Raw genomic sequence first — 19425 nt, 5'->3', positions numbered from 1 at the left:
TACAGCAACACATCGACGAGGCGTCGCTCTCGCGCCCCGTCGATGACAAAACTCGCCGCCGGATCAGATCGACAGGCAGAGGTATTTGATTTCCAGGTAGTCTTCGATGCCGTACTTGGAGCCTTCACGGCCCAGGCCCGAGGACTTGATACCGCCGAACGGCGCCAGCTCGTTGGAGATCAGGCCGGTGTTGATACCCACCATGCCGTACTCCAGCGCTTCGGCGACACGGAACACACGGCTCATGTTCTGCGCATAGAAGTACGAAGCCAGGCCGAATTCGGTGTCGTTGGACATGGCGATGACATCGGCCTCGTCCTTGAAGCGGAACAGCGGCGCCAGCGGGCCGAAGGTTTCTTCCTTGGCCACGGCAGCGGTCTTCGGTACGTCGACCAGAATGGTCGGCTCGAAGAAGGTGCCTTCCAGACTGTTGCCACCGAACAGCACCTTGGCGCCCTTGCTCACGGCGTCGTCGATGTGTTCCTTGACCTTGGCCACGGCCTTGCTGTCGATCAGCGGGCCGGTGGTGATGCCGTCTTCCAGGCCGTTACCGATCTTCAGCTTGGCCACGGCGACCTTGAGCTTCTCGGCGAACGCGTCGTAGACACCGTCCTGCACGTAGATACGGTTGGCGCAAACGCAGGTCTGGCCGTTGTTGCGGTACTTGGAAATGATCGCGCCTTCGACGGCCTTATCCAGGTCGGCGTCGTCGAACACGATGAACGGCGCGTTACCGCCCAGCTCCAGGGACACCTTCTTGATGTCATTGGCGCATTCGGCCATCAGTTGGCGACCGATCTCGGTGGAGCCGGTGAACGACAGCTTGCGCACGATCGGGTTGCCGGTCAGCTCGCTGCCCACTTCGCCGGCGCTGCCGGTGATCACGCTGAACACGCCAGCCGGAATGCCGGCACGCTCGGCCAGCTCGGCCAGGGCCAGGGCGGAATAAGGGGTCTGCGAAGCAGGCTTGAGCACCATGGTGCAGCCAGCGGCCAGGGCCGGGCCGGCTTTACGAGTGATCATCGCCGCCGGGAAGTTCCACGGGGTGATGGCCGCAGTCACGCCGATCGGCTGCTTGAGAACGATCAGACGCTTGTCCGGCTGGTGACCGGGAATCACGTCACCGTAGACGCGCTTGGCCTCTTCGGCGAACCACTCGATGAACGAGGCCGCGTAGCCGATCTCGCCTTTGGCTTCGGCCAGCGGTTTGCCCTGCTCCAGGGTCATCAGGCGCGCCAGATCGTCCTGGTTCTCGATCATCAGCTCATACCAGCGACGCAGCTTGGCACCACGTTCCTTGGCGGTCAGCGCACGCCAGGCCGGCAGGGCCTTGTCGGCGGCTTCGATGGCACGGCGGGTTTCGGCGGCACCCATCTTCGGCACGGTGCCCAGAATCTCGTTGGTGGCAGGGTTGTTGACCTTGATGGTCTGACCGCTGTCGGCGTCCAGCCAGGCACCATTGATATAGGCTTGCTGGCGGAACAGTTTGGAATCCTTGAGCTGCATGGGGGCCTCCTGAATGCACCGCACACCGGCGGAGCGAGCTGATATAGAAATGGCGCCAGGGCAGGCACCACCACGAAATTGTTATTCGCCGTTTCCGAGCCAGGAAGCTTAACAGGCGGGAAGGCCGAACAGGAGCGTTTGAAATCTCAAACGCATCCTAGGCACTGGTGAAAAAAAGAACAATAGGCTGTTCAAAAAAAAGAACACCCCATCGAACACGGACAATTTTGCTCGCTCCGCTGTCAGACACAGACAATAAATTGTGCGCAATCAACGACACAGCGTCGCCAGCGTGGACGTGTGCGCTTGAGATGAGTATCATGGCGCCCGCGTTGCACTTGTAGCTCAGCTGGATAGAGTACTGCCCTCCGAAGGCAGGGGTCGTGGGTTCGAATCCCGCCAAGTGCGCCATATACGATGAAGGCCCAGGTGAAGACCTGGGCCTTTTTTGTTGCCTGCAGAAAACTGGTGGCTACGACTGCCTGAATGCGTTGAGCACCGTCAGCAAACTGGTCAGGTTATCCGCCACACCCGTCTGGCCAATGCGCTCGGTAGCCCCCGCAGCGGCACTGGTGTCGACGTTGTAGATCTGCATCACCCCCTGGTTGCTCGCCGCCTGGGCCAGGGTGTTCTGCTGTTGCTGGGCACTGACGGCGTTCTCGAAAAGGATGCCGCTGGAGCGGGCCATGGCCTGGTAGAGGGTGCTCATCGCCATGGGCGGCGACTCACCCAGTACCTTGACGTTGCTCTGGGTGACGGCGTCGGTGATCTGCTCATTCACGGGGGGCATGCGGCGAACTCCTGTTCGATCCACGGGGGCGTTGCAAAACCGGCGCCGGCACAGACTGCCGTCAGCCGGGGTGTCTCGCAGAGCATGACCAGCACCTGCGGCGTAGCGTCGCCATCGAGCTTGTGGGCCACCACGGCCTGGGCGGCCAAGGCCTGTTTGCCGAACAGTGCAGGAACGCCGTCGGGCGCAGGGCCGGTCAGGCCGAGCGCCTCACGCACCAGCAGCTCCTGAGGCTTGAACAGCAGGCCGGGCGGCTCATCAGGGTCCTTGGCGCTCGACATGGTGACCTCACATTCTTATTGGCAGGCATGTTCCAACGCTAGCACAGCCTGCGAGGCCTGAACGTACTCGCCAAGCTGCAAGGATCAGTCTCTGGCACCACCAGAAGCACCTGCTGACAGACCTTGCGCAAGCTGCACGATTAGAATGCCCGCTCGTGAATCTTGTCTCGCAGGGAAGCCGTTTGCACAAACCGTACTTTGCACCTCTGGCAGTCCAGGACAGGACTTACTGCCTGGATCACCTGAATCCTTTCCAACTGGTACTGTCGAGTGAGCGCGTGAAGAAAGATCTGCGCATTCATGTGCGGTTTACGAACCATACCTTCACCACTGCCTACGATGCGGCTACACATGACCCAGAGCGTCCGATCCTTGAGGATCATGGCGGCCGACCTCGCACATTTTGCGAGTCGCGCTACACCCTTTCCCACAGGTTGCCAGGAGTGATTTCGAGCTTTACCCATCCTGCAACGAAGGTCCACCAGACAGCCGCGCAGCGCAATTGGGCACATGTCACCCAGATCGAAACACCGCAAGGGCCGTACTACGTGTTCTTCGAGCTGCGCAGAGCTCGCAAAGAGGATCGCCATCTGCAAGATCTGTATCTCGTGGTTGAAAGTGCCTATCCGCAAGGTCGAGACATGCCAGCGCCTCAGTTGTCCGGCCGTATGGGATTCGGCCTTTTGTGTTCCAAGGTCTATGCAGGGGAAAGGGTTTCAACTCGGCGGTAGCCAGAAACGAAAAAAGGCGCCATAGGCGCCTTCTTCGAATATTGCGATCCAGACACCACTTGCGAGCCGCCTTGCGCGACTACGGTTTTCACCGCTGGGGAGTGCTCGGTCTCATCTGGTCAGTCACTCCGATGCCCCGCAGTATTGCGCAACAGGGGGTGGTGATGCAAGGCGATTCAATTCCACGCCGACCGGATAGCTCTGACTGCAGCCGCTCTCACCTGCACCTCACGCCACCCCATTCTCACACCCCCGCCCCTCGACGAAACACCGCAGGTTGGCCAGGGTCACCTCGGCGATCTGCTCCAGTGCCTCGCGGGTGAAGAAGCCCTGGTGGCCGGTGATCAGCACGTTGGGAAAGGTGGTCAGGCGCAGGAAGACTTCGTCGTCGATGTGGTCGCTGGAACGGTCCTGGAAGAACAGTTGGCTTTCCTGTTCGTACACGTCGATGGCCAGGGCGCCGAGCTGGCGGCTCTTGAGTGCCTCGATCACCGCCAGGGTGTCGATCAGCCCGCCCCTGGAGGTGTTCACCAGCATGGCGCCAGGCTTCATCTGCGCCAGGGTCTCGGCGCGAATCAGGTGGCGGGTGCCGTCGCTGAGCGGGCAATGCAGGCTGACGATGTCCGCCTCGGCCAGCAGTCGTTCCAGCGTCACGTACTCGCCCGTCTCATTGAAGGCTTCTGCCGGGAACGGGTCGAAGCCCAGCACGCGGCAGCCGAAGCCCTTGAAGATCCGCGCCGTGGCCAGGCCGATCTGCCCGGTGCCGACGATGCCGACGGTCTTGCCATGCAGGTTGAAGCCCAGCAGCCCTTCGAGCATGAAGTTGCCCTCGCGTACGCGGTTGTAGGCGCGATGCGTGTGGCGGTTGAGGGTCATCACCAGGGCCAGGGTGTGTTCGGCCACCGCTTCGGGCGAGTAACCCGGCACACGGGCGACGAACAGCCCCAGGCGGCGGGCTGTGTCGAGGTCGACGTTGTTGAAGCCGGCGCAGCGCAGCAGCACCGCACGCACGCCATAGTTGGCCAGCGCCTGAAGCACGCCGGCGTCCAGCTGGTCGTTGACGAACACGCACACAGCCTCGAAGCCCTGGGCGAGCCTGACCGTCTCGGCGCACAGCGTCGGCGCCAGGTAGGTCAGCTGCAGGCCGCTGCAGGCGTCGTCACGCTGCAGAGCCTGATCGAAGAAACGCTGGTCGTAGGGTTGGGCGCTGAAGAAAGCGATGTCCATGGGCAGTTCCTTTGATGAACACGCCGGGGCCGGGCGCATGGCGCCGCGGCCCCGGCCGGTGCCTGAACAGTATCAGCGCTGTACGCGATCCTGCTCGGGAATGTCGCTCATCAGCGAGCGACGCACATCGTTGTCTTCGGTCAGTTCGAACCACATGCCGTTGAGCACGGCGAAGGCGGCGGCCAGAGGCAGGCCGAGTAACCAGGCGAAATACCACATGACGTGTCTCCTAACTCAGTAAGCGTGGTTGTGTGGGTTTTCGATGGCTTTCGCATCGACCTTGCCCCACAGCACTGCGTAGACCCAGGTGGTGTAGGCCAGGATCAGCGGCATGAAGATCGCCGTGCAGACCAACATGATGAACAGCGTCATGTGGCTGCTCGACGAGTCCCACACGGTCAGGCTGAAGCGCGGATCGACGGTCGACGGCAGGATGAACGGGAACATCGACGCACCCACCGAAACGATGATGCCGGCAATGCCCAGGCCGCTGGTGAGCATCGCCAGGTTGTCGCGGCGTGCGCGCATCAGCGCGAAGGTCAGCAGCAGGCCGGCGAAGCCCAGCGCCGGGGCGGCGAGCATCCAGCCGTGCTCGGCGTAGTTGCGCAACCACGCGCCGCTGGTCACGGCAGCAGTCTTGAACAGCGGGTTGGACGGCCCGGTGCTGTTGATCGTCGAAGTGATGCTGTAGCCATCCACCCACTTCCACAGTGCCACACCGGCCAAGGCATACAGGACGACGGTCAGCAGCGCGCTGACGCTGCCGACCGCACGGGCGCGCTCGGCCACCGGGCCGTCGGTCTTGATGCGCAGCCAGGCGGCGCCATGGGTGGTCAGCATGGCCACCGAGACCAGGCCGCACAGCACCGCGAAGGGGTTGAGCAGGCCGAAGAAGGTGCCGTCGTAGTGGATGTGCATGTCCGGAGTGAGGCGGAACGGCACGCCGAGCAATACGTTGCCCACCGCCACGCCGCAGATCAGCGTCGGCACGAAGCCACCGACGAACAGCGCCCAGTCCCAGCGGCTGCGCCAGGCAGTCGACTCGCGCTTGCTGCGGTACTTGAAGGCCACCGGGCGCAGGATCAGCGCCACCAGGATGGCGAACATCGCCAGGTAGAAACCGGAGAACGACACCGCGTACAGCTGCGGCCAGGCGGCGAAGATGGCACCGCCCCCGAGGATCAGCCACACCTGGTTGCCCTCCCAGGTCGGTCCCACGGCGTTGATCACCACCCGCCGCTCCAGGTCGGTCTTGCCAATGAACGGCAGCAGCATGCCGGTGCCGAGGTCGAAGCCGTCCATCACGGCGAAGCCGACCAGCAGCACGCCCAGCAGCACCCACCAGATGACACGCAGGGTGTCGTAGTTCAGAAGTTCATGCAGGATCATGATTTCACTCCGCAGGCTGGAAGACGGGTTGGCGAGTGGCCACGCTGGCCGGGCTCGGATGGCCGAGGCCGATCTGCTCCGGCTCCAGGTCCGGGCCGTGCTTGACCGCCTTGAACATCAGCTTCAGCTCGATGACCAGCAGCACGCTGTAGATCGCCACGAAACCGGCGATGGTCAGCAGCAGGGTCTTCACACCCAGGCTCGACACCGCCACAGCGGTGGGCAGCACGCCTTCGATCACCCAGGGCTGGCGACCGTACTCGGCGACGAACCAGCCGGCCTCGATGGCCACCCAGGGCAGCGGGATGGCATACACCGCCAGACGCAGCAGCCAGCGGTAGCGCTCCAGGCGATGACGCGCCGACAACCAGAAGAACGCCGCGGTGAGGGCGATGAAGAACATGCCCAGGGCGACCATGACGCGGAACGACCAGAACAGCGGCGCCACCTGCGGCACGGTATCCCAGGCGGCCTGGGCAATCTGTGCGTCCGAAGCCTGACGCGGGTCATCGACATAGCGCTTGAGCAACAGGGCGTAGCCCAGCTCGCTGCCGTTGCTTTCGAAGGCCTCCTTGAGCGCCGGGGAAATCTGTGTGGTCGAGCCTGCGGCGCGGATCTCCTCCAGCGCGTCATAGGCCAGCAGGCCGCGGCGGATGCGCGCCTCGGCGCTGACCACCAGGTCCTTGATGCCGGGCATTTCGGTGTCCAGCGAGCGGGTGCCGATCAGGCCCATTACCCACGGAATATGCACCGCGTAGTGGGTCTCGCGGGCCTGCTGGTCGGGAAAGCCGAAGGCGGTGAAGGCCGCCGGGGCCGGCTCGGTGTCCCACATGGCTTCGATGGCCGCCAGTTTCATCTTCTGGTGTTCGCTGGACAGGTAGCCGCTTTCGTCACCCAGCACCACCACCGACAGCGAGGCCGCCAGGCCGAACGACGCCGCCACGGTCATCGAACGCTTGGCCAGGTCGACATGCCGGCCCTTGAGCAGGTACCAGGCCGAGATGCCCAGCACGAAGATCGCCCCGCACACGTAGCCGGCCGACACGGTATGCACGAACTTGGCCTGGGCCACCGGGTTGGTCAGCACCGCGTAGAAATCGCTGACTTCCATGCGCATGGTCTGCGGGTTGAACACCGCGCCCACCGGGTTCTGCATCCAGCCGTTGGCAATCAGGATCCACAGCGCCGAGAGGTTGGTGCCCAGGGCCATCAGCCAGGTCACCAGCAGGTGCTTGACCCGGGTGAGCTTGTCCCAGCCGAAGAAGAACAGGCCGACGAAGGTCGCCTCCAGGAAGAATGCCATCAGTCCTTCGATGGCCAGCGGCGCACCGAAGATGTCACCCACGTAGTGGCTGTAGTAGCTCCAGTTCATGCCGAACTGGAACTCCATGACGATGCCGGTGGCCACGCCCATGACGAAGTTGATGCCGAACAGAGTGCCCCAGAAGCGGGTCATCTGCCGCCAGATCACCCGGCCGGTCATCACGTAGATGGTTTCCATGATCGCCAGCAGGATCGACAGACCCAGCGTCAGGGGGACGAACAGGAAGTGATAGAGCGCGGTCAGCGCAAACTGCAATCGCGACAGGCTGACTATGTCAAAGTCCATGTCTTTTTCCTCTAAGGGTTCACATTCAAAAGCTCAAAACGGGGTCGGTCAGTCGGGGCGCAGGCCCGCCAGTACCGTGTCGAATCCTTGGCTGCCACGCGGCCAGGCGGCACAGACACGCCCGCCCTCCAGCACCAGCAGCCGGTCGGCCAGCGCTGCCTCACGGCGCAGGTGCGTGACCAATAGCCAGGCGCGGCCTTGGTCGGCACGATCCAGCCCGGCCAGCACCTGGCGGGCGGTGGCGCCATCCAGGCCTTCGCTGGGTTCGTCGAGCAGCCAGAGCGGTGCGTTCTGCAGCAGCAGGCGAGCCAGGGCCAGGCGTCGGGCCTGGCCGCCGGAAAGCCCCTGGCCGCCCTCGCCCAGCCGCGTGTCCAAACCCTCGGGCCAGGCCCGCAGGGGGTCGCCCAACCCGGCCGCGTCCAGCGCCTGCCACAGCTGCGCGTCGCTGGCAGTGGGCGCAGCGAGCAGCAGGTTGTCGCGCAGGCTGTCCTGGAACAGCTCGGTGCGCTGGGTCAGCCAGCCCTGCGCGGAGGTCACCCGAACCTCGCCGCTGCGAAGGGCCAGTTCGCCACTGAGCAAGGCCAGTAATGAGGACTTGCCGGCACCACTGCAGCCCACCAGCGCCACTCGCTCGCCGGCCTCGATATGCAGGTCGATGTCCTGCAGGGCATCGCGCCCGGCTCCTGGGTGGCGTGCACAGGCCCGGCGTACCTGCACCACCGGCCCGGCAGGCGGCGAACCCTCGCAACGGGTCGGTTCGGCAGCGCTCAATTGCGGTGCGATACGCCGCGCCGCCAGGGTGGTGCGTCCCATTTCCAGCGCACCGCGACGCAAAGCGGCCAGCGGCTCGGTGACGGTCAGCGCCAGCAACACGGCGAACACCGCCACCGGCACATCAATGGCTTCCACCGAAACCAGCCAGCCGGCCACCAGCAGGGTCAGCGCCAGCAGCACGCTGCCCAGCACGCCGAACGCCAGGCCGGCACGGTTGTCCAGGCGGTTCAACTGGTCGTCGCAGTGCGCCAGACGCGCATCGCTGGCGGCCAGGTGTCTGCCTTGCGCCGCCAGGCGTCCGGCCATCAACAGCTCGGTCTGCCCGGCCACCAGGTCGGCGGCCTGGGCCCGCAGGCTTTCCAGGGCCTGCGTACGCCGCTGGGCCGGACGCAGCGAGCCCAGCCAGGTGCTGCGCAGCACCAGCAGCGTAGTCACCACCATCAGCGCCAGCACCACCAGGCCCAGGCGCAGGTCCACCGCCCCCAGGGCCACGCTCGCCGCCAGAACTGCGGCCAGCGCGGCACCCAGCGGGACCAGCACGCGCAGGTACAGCGAATCCAGGGCGTCGATGTCGCAGGTCAGGCGAAACAGCAGGCGCGCCGGGCGCAGGGCCAGTTGCCGGGCGGCGCGGGGTTGTGCCCAGCCGCGAAACAGCCGCACCCGCAACGCGGCCAGTACCGCCAGGGTCGCGTCGTGGGTGGCCAGGCGTTCGCCGTAGCGGGCAAAGGTGCGTCCCAGGGTGAACAGGCGAATGCCAGACGACGGCATGAACACGTCGAAGGCCAGCGCCGTGGCGGCACTCAGGCCGGCGATGGCGGTGGCGCTGATGAACCATCCCGACAAGCCCAGCAGCGCCATGCCGCACAGCACGGTCAGGGCCGCCAACATGGCACCGACCAGCAGCAGGGTGCGACGTTCGGCCCAGAACAGCGCCAGGATGGGACGCAGCGAGGCCAAGCGCTTGCCGCTCATGAGGCCACCTCCAGTCGAACCGGGGTGCTGGGCTGACACAGCCGTTGCAGCGGCAGCTGACGACCCACCGCTGCGGCCAGCGCTGGATCATGGGTGGCGACGATCAAGGTGCGCTCACGCGCCAGCTCCAGCAGTGCCGCGGTGACCTCGGCACGGGTCTGGCGGTCCAGGTGCGCCGTGGGTTCATCGGCGAGGATCAGGCGAATAGACGGGTCGGCCGCAATCCGCGCCAGGGCCAGGCGCAGCCCTTCACCGCCGGACAGCCCGAGGCCGCCCTCTCCGAGCATCCGCCCGGCACGCGCCTGTTCAACCTCTTGCAGGCAGGCGCTGGCGAGCGCCTTGTCGACTTCCTGGGCGCCCACCGTCGGGCGGCCCAGGCTGATGTTGTGCCGCACGGTGCCAGCGAAGATATGCGGCTTCTGGCCGATCCAGCCGATTTGCCCCGGTGCCACGCCCAGTGTCAGGCGCCCGGCCTGGAGCGGCAGCAACCCGGCGATGGCGGCCAGCAGCGTGGATTTCCCGCTGCCGCTGGGCCCGGTGATCGCCAGGTGTTCGCCCTGGGCGACCTGCAGCGATACACCTTCGAAAGCCGCCCGTGCCGCGCCGGCATGCGCCACGCTCAGTGCCTCGACGCTCACCGCCAGGCCAGGCGTCGCACAGGGCGCCGCAGTCGGCGGCAAGGCCGCGCCCTGCTCGCTCAACTCGGCCAGCGCCTGCAGGGCACTGACGCCGGCGGCGCGGTCATGCCAGACCGCCGACAGGTCGCGCAGCGGCTCGAAGAACGCCGGCGCCAGCAGCAGCACGAACAGTCCCTGGCCCAGGCTCAAGGTCTGGCCCCAGGCGCCGAACGGCAGGTAGCCCAGCAGGTGGAAGCCGATGTACACCGCCACCAGCGCCACACCCAGGGCAGAGAACAGCTCCAGCACCGCCGACGACAGGAAGGCGATGCGCAACACCCGCAGGGTGCGCTGGCGCAGCGACAAGGCCGAAGCCTCGACCCGCGCGGCGGTCAGCTCGACGGCGCGCAGGGCACGCAAGGTGGTCAGGCCGCGCAGGCGGTCGAGCAGGAAGGCATTCATGCCGCCCATCTCCACCAGTTGCGCTTCGCTGGCGGCCTTGGCACGCCAGCCCACCAGGGCCATGAACAGCGGAATCAACGGCGCGGCCAGCAACAAGACGGCGGCGGCCAGCCAGGAATGCCAGGCCACCGCCAGGAGAATGAACACAGGCAGGGTCATGACCCGCTGCTGCACGGGCAGGTAGCGCACCAGGTAAGGCAGCACGGCTTCGGCCTGCTCGGCCAGCACACTGGCCGCCTGGCCCGAAGCGGCGCGGCGGGTATCCAGCGGCGAACGCTGCGCCAGTGTCGCCACGGCGTGTTCACGCAAGAGGCTGAGATGAGCGCGTGCAGTGCGGTACAGCAAGCGGTTACCCCGGCTCTCGGCCAGGCTGCGCACTGTCCCGAGCACCAGCAGCGCCAGCGCGGCAGGCCACACCCGCGCCATGCCCTGCCCGTCGAGCAGCCCCTGCACGGCCCAGGCGATGGCGGCGGCCTGCAACAGCCACAGCATGCCGCCCAGGGTCTGCAACAAAGCGCCACGGCGGTTGGGCCGGTAGACCGACGCCTGTACGCACCAGACGCGGGCATCCTCCGAAGCGCTGCTCGGTCGTGGTGCACAAGGTTCGCAAGGGGAGACAGTGTTCACGGCACGCCACTGATTCGCTGGAGAGGTCGCCCGGGCCAGGCCTTTGGCGCGGCGGAGCAGCCTGTAACGACGCCGTCGTTCCTCGACGGGCATGGGCCTTGATGGCTAGGAGCCATGCTAAAGCAGGGGTGACCGCCATTAACTGACGCAGATCAATGGCGGCATGCCATCAGTCGCTAGAGTTCTGTTCACTGGCAAGCGGGTACGAGACATGCATCAGCCTGCAGGCCGGCTACGAGCGCGTTGCGCCACAGGTGCCGGGCAGGCTGCCTGTAGCCTGGCCCAGCACTTCTGGAAGCCAATGGAAAGACAACCTTCGCCGGCCCCCAACAATAAGTTTGCCCCCCGTTTCGCTACCGCCGACCGATCCGGCGGCCGCCCCATTGAGGCTTGAAGGACTATGCTCAAGAACGCTCCGCTGCGCCTGAAGCTGCTGCTGATACTCATCCTGCCGACCCTCGGCTTCCTGTGGCTGGCCACCGGCAGCGTCATCGACAACACCAGGATCCTGCGCGACATGGACGCCACGGTGGACGCCAGTGCCTCGGCGCAGAAGCTCAGCCAGCTGATCACCACCCTGCAGCGCGAACGCGGCGCCAGCGGTGTGTTCCTCGGCAGCAAGGGCACCTCGATGCGTGACCAACTGGCACGCATGCGCCAGGGCACCGACCAGGCACTGACGTCGGCCAAGGCGCTCAGCACCCGCGGCAGCGAACTGGAACAGACCCTGAGCGTGCTGGATGGCCTGACCACGCTGCGCAATCAGATCGACGCGCTGGGCGTAACCAGTACCGACTCCGGTGCGCGCTACACCGAAATCATCCAGAGGCTGGTCGGCTACACCCATTCCCTGGAAGCGCGCATCAATGACCCGCAGATCATCCACGCCCTCAGTGCCCTCAACCAGTTCATCGAAATGAAGGAGCGCGCTGGCCGCGAGCGTGTGGTGCTGGGCCTGGCCTTCAGCCAGGGCAGCTTCGATGCCCCCCTGCTGTCGCGCTTCAGCCGTAACCTGGGCGAGTTCACCGCCTATGCGGAAAACTTCCGCCGCAAGGCGCCCGCCGAGTTGCTGGCGCAACTCGATGAGCGCATGAAAGACGCCAGCGCCCAGGAGGTCAGCCGCCTGCAACGTCTGGCCTTCGAACTGCCGCTGGGCACGGCGCTGGGCATCAAGCCCGAAGCCTGGTTCGAAACCGCGACCCGGCGCATCGACCTGATGGGCGAGGTGGAAAACAACCTGGGGCTGGAAGTCCGCGCCCTGGCCCAGGACGCCCGCGACCATGCCAGCCTGGAACTGTGGCTGACCGTCGCCGCTGCACTGGCAGCCCTGGTGGCGGTCGGTGTGCTGTCGTACCTGATCATCCGCAACATCGACCTGGCGGTGCGTGACGTGACCAGCACCCTGCAAAGCCTGTCGCAGCGTGACCTGACCGCGCGTTCAAGCTACCGCAGCCGTGACGAGTTCGGGCGGATCGCCACTGACCTCAACGACATGGCGGCGCAAATCACCCACATCGTTCAAGAAATCAGCAACGCCACGGCACAGGTGGCCACCGCCGCCGAAGAGTCCTCGGCCGTCACCGTGGAGACCAGCCGTAGTGTCGAGCAACAGCGCCAGAGCACCGAACTGGTGGCCACTGCCATCACCGAGATGAGCACCACCGTGCGCGACGTGGCGCGCAGCACCAACGACGCGGCGCAGATGTCGCAGCAGATCAGCCGCCACACCACCCAGGGCCGCAGCGAGGTGGAGCACACCATCGGGCTGATTCGCGAACTGTCGAACCAGGCCGAAGAAACCGCCAGGATCATCGGCGAGCTGAAACAGGAGAGCGACGCGATTTCCTCGGTACTCGACGTGATCCGCAGCATCGCCGAGCAGACCAACCTGCTGGCCCTCAACGCGGCCATCGAAGCGGCCCGGGCCGGCGAGGCCGGGTGTGGCTTCGCGGTGGTCGCCGATGAGGTGCGCAACCTGGCGCAGAAGACCCAGCAGTCCACCGGCAGCATCCAGCAGATGATCAGCAACCTGCAGAACGGCTCGGATCGCGCCAGCCAGTCGATGCAGGAAACCCTCGGCAAGGCCCAGGCCGGGGCCAACAACATCGTGCGCGCTGGCGCCCTGCTCGACGAAATCGCCGAAGGCGTGACCAGCATCAGCGACCGCAATATCCAGATCGCTTCGGCGGCCGAGGAACAGAGCGCGGTCGCCGAGGACATCAGCCGCAACGTCAACGAGATCAATGACCTGGTGATTCAGGTCAGCGCCGGAGCCCAACAGACCGCGGTGACCAGCCAGGAACTGGCGCGCCTGGCCGAACACCAGCAGGACCTGGTCAAGCGCTTCAAGGTCGCCTGAGCCGCAAGGCGGCTCATTCCCGGGCCGCCAGCAGGTGGCGGATCTTCACCGCTACGTCTTTGTCCTGATAACGCCGCGCCGCCGCTTCCAGCTTCTGGTCGGCGCGGGTCACCCGGTCGTGGTGGCGCAGATGCTCCAGCCACGATTCCTCGAAAAAGTATTCCTTCCAGCAGCGCGGGTTCTCGCTGTCCTGCATCAGCCCCCAGGAAAACGCCCCGTTGCGTCGCCGCATGCGGCTGACCGCCTGCATGGCCTTATGGAACGCAGCGGCGTGCTCGGCAGCGATGCAGTACTCCACGGTGATCATCACCGGGCCACGCTCGGCGCTCATCTGTTCGTCGAGCACCGGAGCCGGCCAGTGCAGCGACGGCTGCAGGTCGTCCATGTGCGTCACCGGCAACGGAAAGCGCCAGCGCAGCACCAGGCCCAGCACCAGCACCAGCGCACCACCGCTGAACGCCATGGCCATCGACCCGTGGCTGGCTACCGCGCCCCAGGCCGCCGCGCCACCCGCCGAACAGCCGAAGAACACCAGGATGTACAGCGACACCGCGCGTGCCCGCACCCAGGAAGCGACGCTGGTCTGCACTGCCACCTGCAGGCTGCTGAGCACCGCGATCCAGGCCACACCGCTGAGCAGCATCACCGGCGCCAGGCCGGCGATGGAGCGGATGCCGGCCAGGCCCAACAGCACCACGGCGTACAGCAGGCTGGCCGCCATGACGATGCGGTCCGGGTCGAAGCGTGCGCGCAGGCGCGGCAGCAGCATCGCGCCGAGAATCGCACCGGCGCCCACGCAACCGAGCAGGATGCCGTAGTCCAGGGCGCTGCCGCCGATTTCGCGGCGCACCAGCAACGGCAGCAGCGCCATGCCCGACACTGCGCCGACGAAGAACGCGGCGGTGCGCACCAGCACCGCACGCAGCGGCCGCGAGCCATGCGCATAACGCACCCCGGCGCGCATCGCACCCAGCCAGCGCTCGGCCGGCAGCACCGAAGGCAACGGTTGGTGGCGCCAGGCGTACAGGGCAATGATCACCGCCAGGAACGACACGCTGTTGAGGGCGAAGGTCAGCCAGGGGCCGCTGAGGCTGACCAGTACGCCGGCTATCGCCGGGCCGATGGCCCGCGCCACGTTCATCGCCAGGCTCGACAGCGCCACCGCCGCCGGAACGTCTTCGCGCGGCACGATCTCCGGCGCCAGGGCCGACCAGGCTGGCATCATCAGCGCGCTGCCGATGCCCATGGCGAAGGTCAGCAGCAACAGCAACGGCACGGTCATCTGCCCGCTCAGGGTCAGCAGGGTGAGCACCAGCGCCACGCCGGCCATCCACAGCTGCACGGCCAGCAGGTAGCGACGCTTGTTGACGATGTCGGCCAGTGCCCCGGCCGGCAGGGCCAGGAGGAACACCGGCAGCGCCCCGGCGACCTGCACCAGGGCCACCGCCTGCGGGCTGGCCGACAGGCTGGTCATCAGCCAGCCGGAGCCGACCTCGTGCATCCAGGTGCCGATGTTGGAGGCGATACTGGCCAGCCACAGCCAGAAGAAGACTTTCACCTGCAGGGGTTTCCAGGGTGAAGCGGTGGCGGTACGGGTCGTAGGCATGGCGGGCTCGCGGCGCTGCGGCGGACCGGCAAGGCCCGCGCGGAAAAAGCTTCACTATCGCTGCGAAGCCAGCGGCCAGCTTGCATCCATGTGCCCAATCACCCAGCCGGGCAGCGCGACACATCCACGCAATCTTTCAAGCGGAGTGGGCGGCATAGTCAGGCTTGTCCTGTTGCCCGAGTAATTGCCATGTCCCTGCCTTCGCTCAACCCACGAACCGATGCCCAGTTGGTCGGTCTCGGCCTGCTGTTCATGCGGGTCAGCGCCGCGCTGCTGATGTTCAGCGCCCACGGCCTGCCCAAACTGCTGAACTGGAGCGCCGAACTGCAGCGCATCGAAGACCCGCTGGGCCTGGGCCCGCATGTCACCCTGCTGGCCGCACTGTTCGCCCAGGTGCTGTGCCCGGCGCTGATCGCACTGGGTATCGCCTGCCGCCTGGCCTGCCTGCCGATTCTGTTCCTGCTGCTGGTCGCCCTGCTGCTGGTGCATCCGGACTGGACCCTGGAGCAGAGCCAGTTCGGCTGGCTGTTCGTGATTCTCTTCGGCGGCCTGCTGATCACCGGGCCGGGGCCGCTGGTGGTGCGCCTGTCACGCCGCAGCTGAATGGCCGTCGCGCATTAGCGCTTCGAGCAGCAGTGCCAGCACCACCGCGCCAGCGGCCACGGCGAACAGCGTGGCGTAATGCCCGCCGCTGGCGCTGAACAGCGCCGAGTAGCCATAGCCGGCCAGGGCCTGGAAGCTGGCGAAGGAGACCGTGGCGCGTCCCCACAGGGCGCCTTGCTGACGGTGCCCGGCGACCAGTTGATGCACACGGGCCAGGGCCAGCGGCACGATACCGGGCGGGAACGAGCCGATCAGCAGCGCGGCGACCGCCAGGGCGCGCAGGTCCTGGCAGTAGAGCAGCACGGCCAGGGCGGCAAGCTGCACTAGCAATACCCGGCGCACCGCCGGGCGCGCCCCCAGACGGTCGGACAGCAGCCCGTAGAGCAGCGGCCCGAAGATGGCGCCGACGCCGTACAGCGACCAGATCAGCGCCGCCGCATGATGGCCCGCGCCCAGGCCCCGGCTCACGTAGTCGGCGAGGAACATCATCGGTGCCACCAGCGCGACGGCCATCAAGGCGTACTGGGCGAACACCAGCAGTGCCGCGCTCGACACCACTCGCCCCTCGACGGCCTCTGTCTCGGCCTGTCGCGCCGGCTCGTCGGGCCAGCCGCTCCAACTGCTCAAGCTCAGCACCAGCGCCACCAGGCCCAGCCCGAACCAGGTCTGCTGCAAGCCGAGCGACAACAGCCAGGGCACCAGCGAACCGGAAGCGGCGATGCCCACCCCGATGCCGAGGAAGATCGCGCCACTGGCAAGACCCCGCCGCCCCGGCTCGATGTGCGGCAGGATGGTGCTGGCGGCCAGGACCATGATGGTGCCGCCAGCGATGCCGGAGAGCACCCGCCAGGCGAAAAACCACAACACCGAGAGCGGCAGCGCACAGGCCAGGAACGCCAGCGCCACCAGCAGCATCATGGCGCGCAGCACCGTCGGGCTCGACCAGCGCGTGGCCAGCGGCCGGGCCACCAAGGCGCCGATCAGGTAACCGACCAGGTTGGCGGCGCCCAGGTAGACCACCGCCGAGGCGGAAAACCACTGGGCCTCGATCAGCGCCGGCACCAGCGGCGTGTAGGCGAAACGCGCCAGGCCGATGCCGACCAGGCTGGCACACAGCCCGGCCCACAGCGGCAGCCATGACGCCGCAGGCGATTGCGCCGGGCAGTTGGAAGAGCAACGCATGATGACCTCTTGTCCGAAGACGACCATTGATGAAGTGGGCCGATCATAGCGCTGCGCTTCGATGAGATAATGCAGCGTTTTTCCACACCCCATTTGCAAATATGCATCAGGAGAAAACAGCTCATGAACTGGGACGATGCGCGGATTTTTCTGGCCCTGTGCCGTGAGCACACCTTGCGCGGTGCGGCCAGGGTGCTGGGCGTCGACCAGGCCACGGTAGGGCGACGCCTCACGTCATTGGAGCGGGCGCTGGGCGCGACCCTGTTCCTGCGCATTGCCGGCGGCTACAGCCTGACCCCGGCCGGTGAAGCGGCACAGGACACCGCCCTGGCCATGGAAAACGCGGCCGCCGAGCTGCAGCGGCGCATCCTCGGCATGGATCAGCGCATGAGCGGGGTGGTGCGGCTTACCACCACCGACTCTCTGGCTATCGACTTCATCATTCCTGCCCTGGCGCGGCTGCACGCGGAGCACCCCGGTATCCAGGTGCAATTGCAGACCTCGCCGCAGATGCTCGACCTGACCCGCCGCGAAGCCGACATTGCCGTGCGCACCCTGAAACCGCAGAACCCCGACTTGGTGGTGCGGCGCCTGGCGCGCTGGCCACGCAGCCTGTTCGCCAGCGCGTCGTACCTGCAGGCGCGCGGTGTCCCGGAGCCGGGCAGTGCCTTCGCCGGGCACGATCTGGTGGTCTATCAGCCCTACCTGGACAGCGGCCAGCCGGTGACCCTGGGCGGCGAACCGATCACCCACGGGCGTATCGCCATGACCTGCAGCTCGGGGCTGATGATTCGCCGGGCGCTGAACGAGGGCATCGGGCTGGGCGAACTGCCCGCGCCGCTGGCGTGCAGCGCCGGGCTGCAGCCAGTATGGCCGCAGCGCGAAGCGCTGGATTACGACGTGTGGCTGGTGACCCATCAGGACCTGCGCCACACGGCGCGGGTCAAGGTGGTCATCGATACGCTGGCAGCGGCGTTCGCCGATCAGCGCTGAAAGGTGCGCCCCAGCCCTTCCAGGCGAGTGGCCAGGGGCGGCAGGCGCTGGCTGCTGCGCGCCAGGGTGCTGACGTTCTGCGCGGTGTGCTCGGCGATGTCACGCACCACCTGAAGCTGCTGGGCGATGCTCTGGCCCAGGCAGCTGTGTTCGTCGGTGGTGGCGGCGATCAGCCCGCTGATCTCGGTGATCGAGCCGATCCCCGCCCCTACCGCCTTGAGCGACTCGACCGCACGATGGCTGTCCTGCACGCAGCGGTCGACGCCCTGACGGCTGTCCTGCATGGCACTGGCGGCCTGGCGGCTCTCCTGCTGCAGGCTGGCGATGATGCCCTGGATTTCCTGGGTCGACACCGCCGTGCGTCCGGCCAGGCTGCGGACCTCGTCGGCCACCACCGCAAAACCGCGGCCCTGCTCTCCGGCGCGGGCGGCTTCGATGGCGGCGTTGAGGGCCAGCAGGTTGGTCTGCTCGGCAATGCTGCTGATCATCGCCAGCACCGAGCCGATCTTCTCCGATTGGCTGGCCAGGGCCTGCACGGTCAGATCGGTCTGGTTGATCGAGTCCGCCAGCTGAAGGATCTCGCGCTGCGCCCGATCGACGCTGGTGTGGCACTCGGCGACCTGCTCACGCACGTCACCGGCCTGCTGTACGGCCTTGGCCACCTGTACGGCGATGCCGTCCATGCCCGCGCCCATGTGCTGCATGCTGTCGTTCATCTTGGTCAGTTCCGACAGTTGTCGGTTGGCACCGTTCTCCAGGCTGGTGCTGGCTTCGGCCAGATCGTTGCCCAGCTTGCCCAGTCCACTGGTGTCGCGCACCACGCCTTCGATCATGCCAGTGAGCTGCTGCAGAAAACTGTCGAAGCGTTGCACCAGCGGTACATGCAAACGATTGCGCGACTCGCCGTCGTCGCCGATGGTCAGGCGCGATGTGGTACTCAGCATCTTGTCCAGCAGGTCCTGGCTCTCCATGGCCTCGGCATGGTTGTGCCAGGCCAGGTACATGAGGATCACCGTCTCCACCACGACATAGAGGGCATGCAGCATGACGACGCCCCAGCCGCCGCCGTGGTGCATGACATACAGCGGGTAACCCGCCAGGTGCAGGGCATGGAACAGCACATGGTGCGTGGCGATGGTCGCGGCACCGACGAGGATCGGCAACCAGTCGCGATACACCGTAAGCACCGCCATCAGCACGAAGATGCCGAAGTGGACTTCGATCATGCCCTGGGCCTGGTTGATGTGCAGGCCGGCCATGACCATGGCCGCCACCGCACAACAGCAGCGCATGATTCTGGTGCCCGGAATGCTCCGATACAGGGCACTGAGCAGCAAGGCCGTGCCCCCGCCGACCAGCAGCGCCTGGCCGAACGTGTCATGCCAGAACGCCAGCCCCAGGGAACAGAGGAAGGACAGCCAGATGAGACCGAGCATGATGCGATCGGCCTTGCAGTAATGCTCGTGAAAACGTTGCTCACTCACTATCGACAACCTCCAGACCGCGTGGCTGAGTGCGGGCTGCGGCCCGCGAGAGTCGTACTAGCAAAAGACTGACCAATCCATTTGCAGAGCAATGCTGGCACTTCGGCATCGTATGAATAGCAAGCCGTTTTTTACCAGCTAATAGTCATGAATTCGTTAATTGTCTCTTTCAGGTTGACAGTAAAACGCCTTTCAGCCGATTTATCACGCCAG

General features: G+C 66.1%; 16 protein-coding genes and 1 tRNA gene. 5 read left to right on the top strand and 12 right to left on the bottom strand.

Annotation, left to right across the window (positions count from 1 at the left end; all coding sequences use genetic code 11):
* Nucleotides 1-63 precede the first annotated feature (63 nt).
* Entirely contained in the window at nt 64-1506 is a 1443-nt protein-coding gene (gabD, locus tag RRX38_RS17780; protein WP_315960110.1) for an NADP-dependent succinate-semialdehyde dehydrogenase, read from the bottom strand.
* Nucleotides 1507-1840: 334 nt separating this feature from the next.
* Here gabD and RRX38_RS17775 point away from each other — a divergent pair.
* Nucleotides 1841-1917: transfer RNA gene (locus RRX38_RS17775), tRNA-Arg, on the top strand.
* 61 nt (nt 1918-1978) lie between these two features.
* On the opposite strand, the gene RRX38_RS17770 is transcribed toward RRX38_RS17775, so the two are convergent.
* Nucleotides 1979-2296 (bottom strand): RebB family R body protein, encoded by a 318-nt coding sequence (locus RRX38_RS17770; RefSeq protein WP_315960109.1) that lies wholly within the window; start codon nt 2294-2296, stop codon nt 1979-1981.
* Complete coding sequence (locus RRX38_RS17765; RefSeq protein ID WP_295478165.1) at nt 2284-2577, bottom strand: hypothetical protein; 294 nt, start codon at nt 2575-2577, stop codon at nt 2284-2286. Before RRX38_RS17765 ends, RRX38_RS17770 begins: the two co-directional genes overlap by 13 nt.
* A gap of 278 nt (nt 2578-2855) precedes the next feature.
* Here RRX38_RS17765 and RRX38_RS17760 point away from each other — a divergent pair, with 278 nt between their 5' ends.
* Nucleotides 2856-3308 (top strand): hypothetical protein, encoded by a 453-nt coding sequence (locus RRX38_RS17760; RefSeq protein WP_315960108.1) that lies wholly within the window; start codon nt 2856-2858, stop codon nt 3306-3308.
* 228 nt (nt 3309-3536) lie between these two features.
* Here the strand turns inward: RRX38_RS17760 and RRX38_RS17755 are convergent, their stop codons facing one another.
* The 6 genes from RRX38_RS17755 to cydD all read right to left on the bottom strand — a co-directional run bounded on the left by RRX38_RS17755 (nt 3537) and on the right by cydD (nt 10985).
* On the bottom strand, nt 3537-4535 hold the full coding sequence (locus tag RRX38_RS17755) for a 2-hydroxyacid dehydrogenase (protein WP_315960107.1): 999 nt from the start codon (nt 4533-4535) through the stop codon (nt 3537-3539).
* Nucleotides 4536-4607: 72 nt separating this feature from the next.
* On the bottom strand, nt 4608-4754 hold the full coding sequence (cydX, locus tag RRX38_RS17750) for a cytochrome bd-I oxidase subunit CydX (RefSeq protein WP_295478174.1): 147 nt from the start codon (nt 4752-4754) through the stop codon (nt 4608-4610).
* A 15-nt stretch (nt 4755-4769) separates the two neighbouring features.
* Nucleotides 4770-5924: a cytochrome d ubiquinol oxidase subunit II gene (gene cydB, locus RRX38_RS17745; RefSeq protein WP_315960106.1), complete on the bottom strand. Its 1155-nt coding sequence runs from the start codon at nt 5922-5924 to the stop codon at nt 4770-4772.
* Between the two features lie 4 nt (nt 5925-5928).
* Nucleotides 5929-7533 carry a cytochrome ubiquinol oxidase subunit I gene (locus RRX38_RS17740; protein WP_315960105.1) on the bottom strand — a complete coding sequence of 535 codons (1605 nt, stop codon included), beginning with the start codon at nt 7531-7533 and terminating at the stop codon, nt 5929-5931.
* Nucleotides 7534-7581: 48 nt separating this feature from the next.
* Nucleotides 7582-9279, bottom strand: coding sequence for a thiol reductant ABC exporter subunit CydC (gene cydC, locus RRX38_RS17735; protein WP_315960104.1), 1698 nt, complete (start codon nt 9277-9279; stop codon nt 7582-7584).
* Complete coding sequence (cydD, locus tag RRX38_RS17730) at nt 9276-10985, bottom strand: thiol reductant ABC exporter subunit CydD (protein WP_315960103.1); 1710 nt, start codon at nt 10983-10985, stop codon at nt 9276-9278. Before cydD ends, cydC begins: the two co-directional genes overlap by 4 nt.
* A 400-nt stretch (nt 10986-11385) precedes the next feature.
* Here cydD and RRX38_RS17725 point away from each other — a divergent pair, with 400 nt between their 5' ends.
* The gene (locus tag RRX38_RS17725; RefSeq protein ID WP_315960102.1) at nt 11386-13344 is read left to right on the top strand and encodes a methyl-accepting chemotaxis protein; all 1959 of its coding nucleotides are present in this window, start codon (nt 11386-11388) and stop codon (nt 13342-13344) included.
* A gap of 13 nt (nt 13345-13357) precedes the next feature.
* Here RRX38_RS17725 and RRX38_RS17720 read toward each other — a convergent pair whose 3' ends face one another.
* A complete protein-coding gene (locus RRX38_RS17720) occupies nt 13358-14950 on the bottom strand; it encodes an MFS transporter (protein ID WP_315960101.1) in 1593 nt (530 codons plus the stop codon).
* 189 nt (nt 14951-15139) lie between these two features.
* On the opposite strand from RRX38_RS17720, the gene RRX38_RS17715 reads away from it, so the two are divergent.
* Complete coding sequence (locus RRX38_RS17715) at nt 15140-15553, top strand: DoxX family protein (RefSeq protein ID WP_295478198.1); 414 nt, start codon at nt 15140-15142, stop codon at nt 15551-15553.
* Here the strand turns inward: RRX38_RS17715 and RRX38_RS17710 are convergent.
* The gene (locus RRX38_RS17710; protein WP_315960100.1) at nt 15539-16735 is read right to left on the bottom strand and encodes a YbfB/YjiJ family MFS transporter; all 1197 of its coding nucleotides are present in this window, start codon (nt 16733-16735) and stop codon (nt 15539-15541) included. The genes RRX38_RS17715 and RRX38_RS17710 overlap by 15 nt on opposite strands.
* 123 nt (nt 16736-16858) lie before the next feature.
* On the opposite strand from RRX38_RS17710, the gene RRX38_RS17705 reads away from it, so the two are divergent.
* Nucleotides 16859-17728, top strand: a complete 870-nt coding sequence (locus tag RRX38_RS17705; protein WP_315960099.1) for a LysR family transcriptional regulator — start codon at nt 16859-16861, stop codon at nt 17726-17728.
* On the opposite strand, the gene RRX38_RS17700 is transcribed toward RRX38_RS17705, so the two are convergent.
* Complete coding sequence (locus tag RRX38_RS17700) at nt 17719-19215, bottom strand: methyl-accepting chemotaxis protein (RefSeq protein ID WP_315962699.1); 1497 nt, start codon at nt 19213-19215, stop codon at nt 17719-17721. The genes RRX38_RS17705 and RRX38_RS17700 overlap by 10 nt on opposite strands.
* Nucleotides 19216-19425: the final 210 nt, after the last annotated feature.

The organism is Pseudomonas sp. DTU_2021_1001937_2_SI_NGA_ILE_001, assembly GCF_032463525.1.
In the GTDB taxonomy this organism is placed as follows: Bacteria; Pseudomonadota; Gammaproteobacteria; order Pseudomonadales; family Pseudomonadaceae; genus Aquipseudomonas.
The sequence above is the reverse complement of the archived record's forward strand: the minus strand, read 5'-3'. Positions and strand labels throughout refer to the sequence as shown.

Coding starts and splice junctions, on each gene's coding strand:
- cydC (WP_315960104.1), bottom strand. CDS start 9,279: ATGAGCGGCAAGCGCTTGGCCTCGCTGCGTCCCATCCTGGCGCTGTTC.
- RRX38_RS17705 (WP_315960099.1), top strand. CDS start 16,859: ATGAACTGGGACGATGCGCGGATTTTTCTGGCCCTGTGCCGTGAGCAC.
- RRX38_RS17725 (WP_315960102.1), top strand. CDS start 11,386: ATGCTCAAGAACGCTCCGCTGCGCCTGAAGCTGCTGCTGATACTCATC.
- cydX (WP_295478174.1), bottom strand. CDS start 4,754: ATGTGGTATTTCGCCTGGTTACTCGGCCTGCCTCTGGCCGCCGCCTTC.
- gabD (WP_315960110.1), bottom strand. CDS start 1,506: ATGCAGCTCAAGGATTCCAAACTGTTCCGCCAGCAAGCCTATATCAAT.
- RRX38_RS17740 (WP_315960105.1), bottom strand. CDS start 7,533: ATGGACTTTGACATAGTCAGCCTGTCGCGATTGCAGTTTGCGCTGACC.
- RRX38_RS17720 (WP_315960101.1), bottom strand. CDS start 14,950: ATGCCTACGACCCGTACCGCCACCGCTTCACCCTGGAAACCCCTGCAG.
- RRX38_RS17715 (WP_295478198.1), top strand. CDS start 15,140: ATGTCCCTGCCTTCGCTCAACCCACGAACCGATGCCCAGTTGGTCGGT.
- RRX38_RS17770 (WP_315960109.1), bottom strand. CDS start 2,296: ATGCCCCCCGTGAATGAGCAGATCACCGACGCCGTCACCCAGAGCAAC.
- RRX38_RS17755 (WP_315960107.1), bottom strand. CDS start 4,535: ATGGACATCGCTTTCTTCAGCGCCCAACCCTACGACCAGCGTTTCTTC.
- cydB (WP_315960106.1), bottom strand. CDS start 5,924: ATGATCCTGCATGAACTTCTGAACTACGACACCCTGCGTGTCATCTGG.
- RRX38_RS17710 (WP_315960100.1), bottom strand. CDS start 16,735: ATGCGTTGCTCTTCCAACTGCCCGGCGCAATCGCCTGCGGCGTCATGG.
- RRX38_RS17765 (WP_295478165.1), bottom strand. CDS start 2,577: ATGTCGAGCGCCAAGGACCCTGATGAGCCGCCCGGCCTGCTGTTCAAG.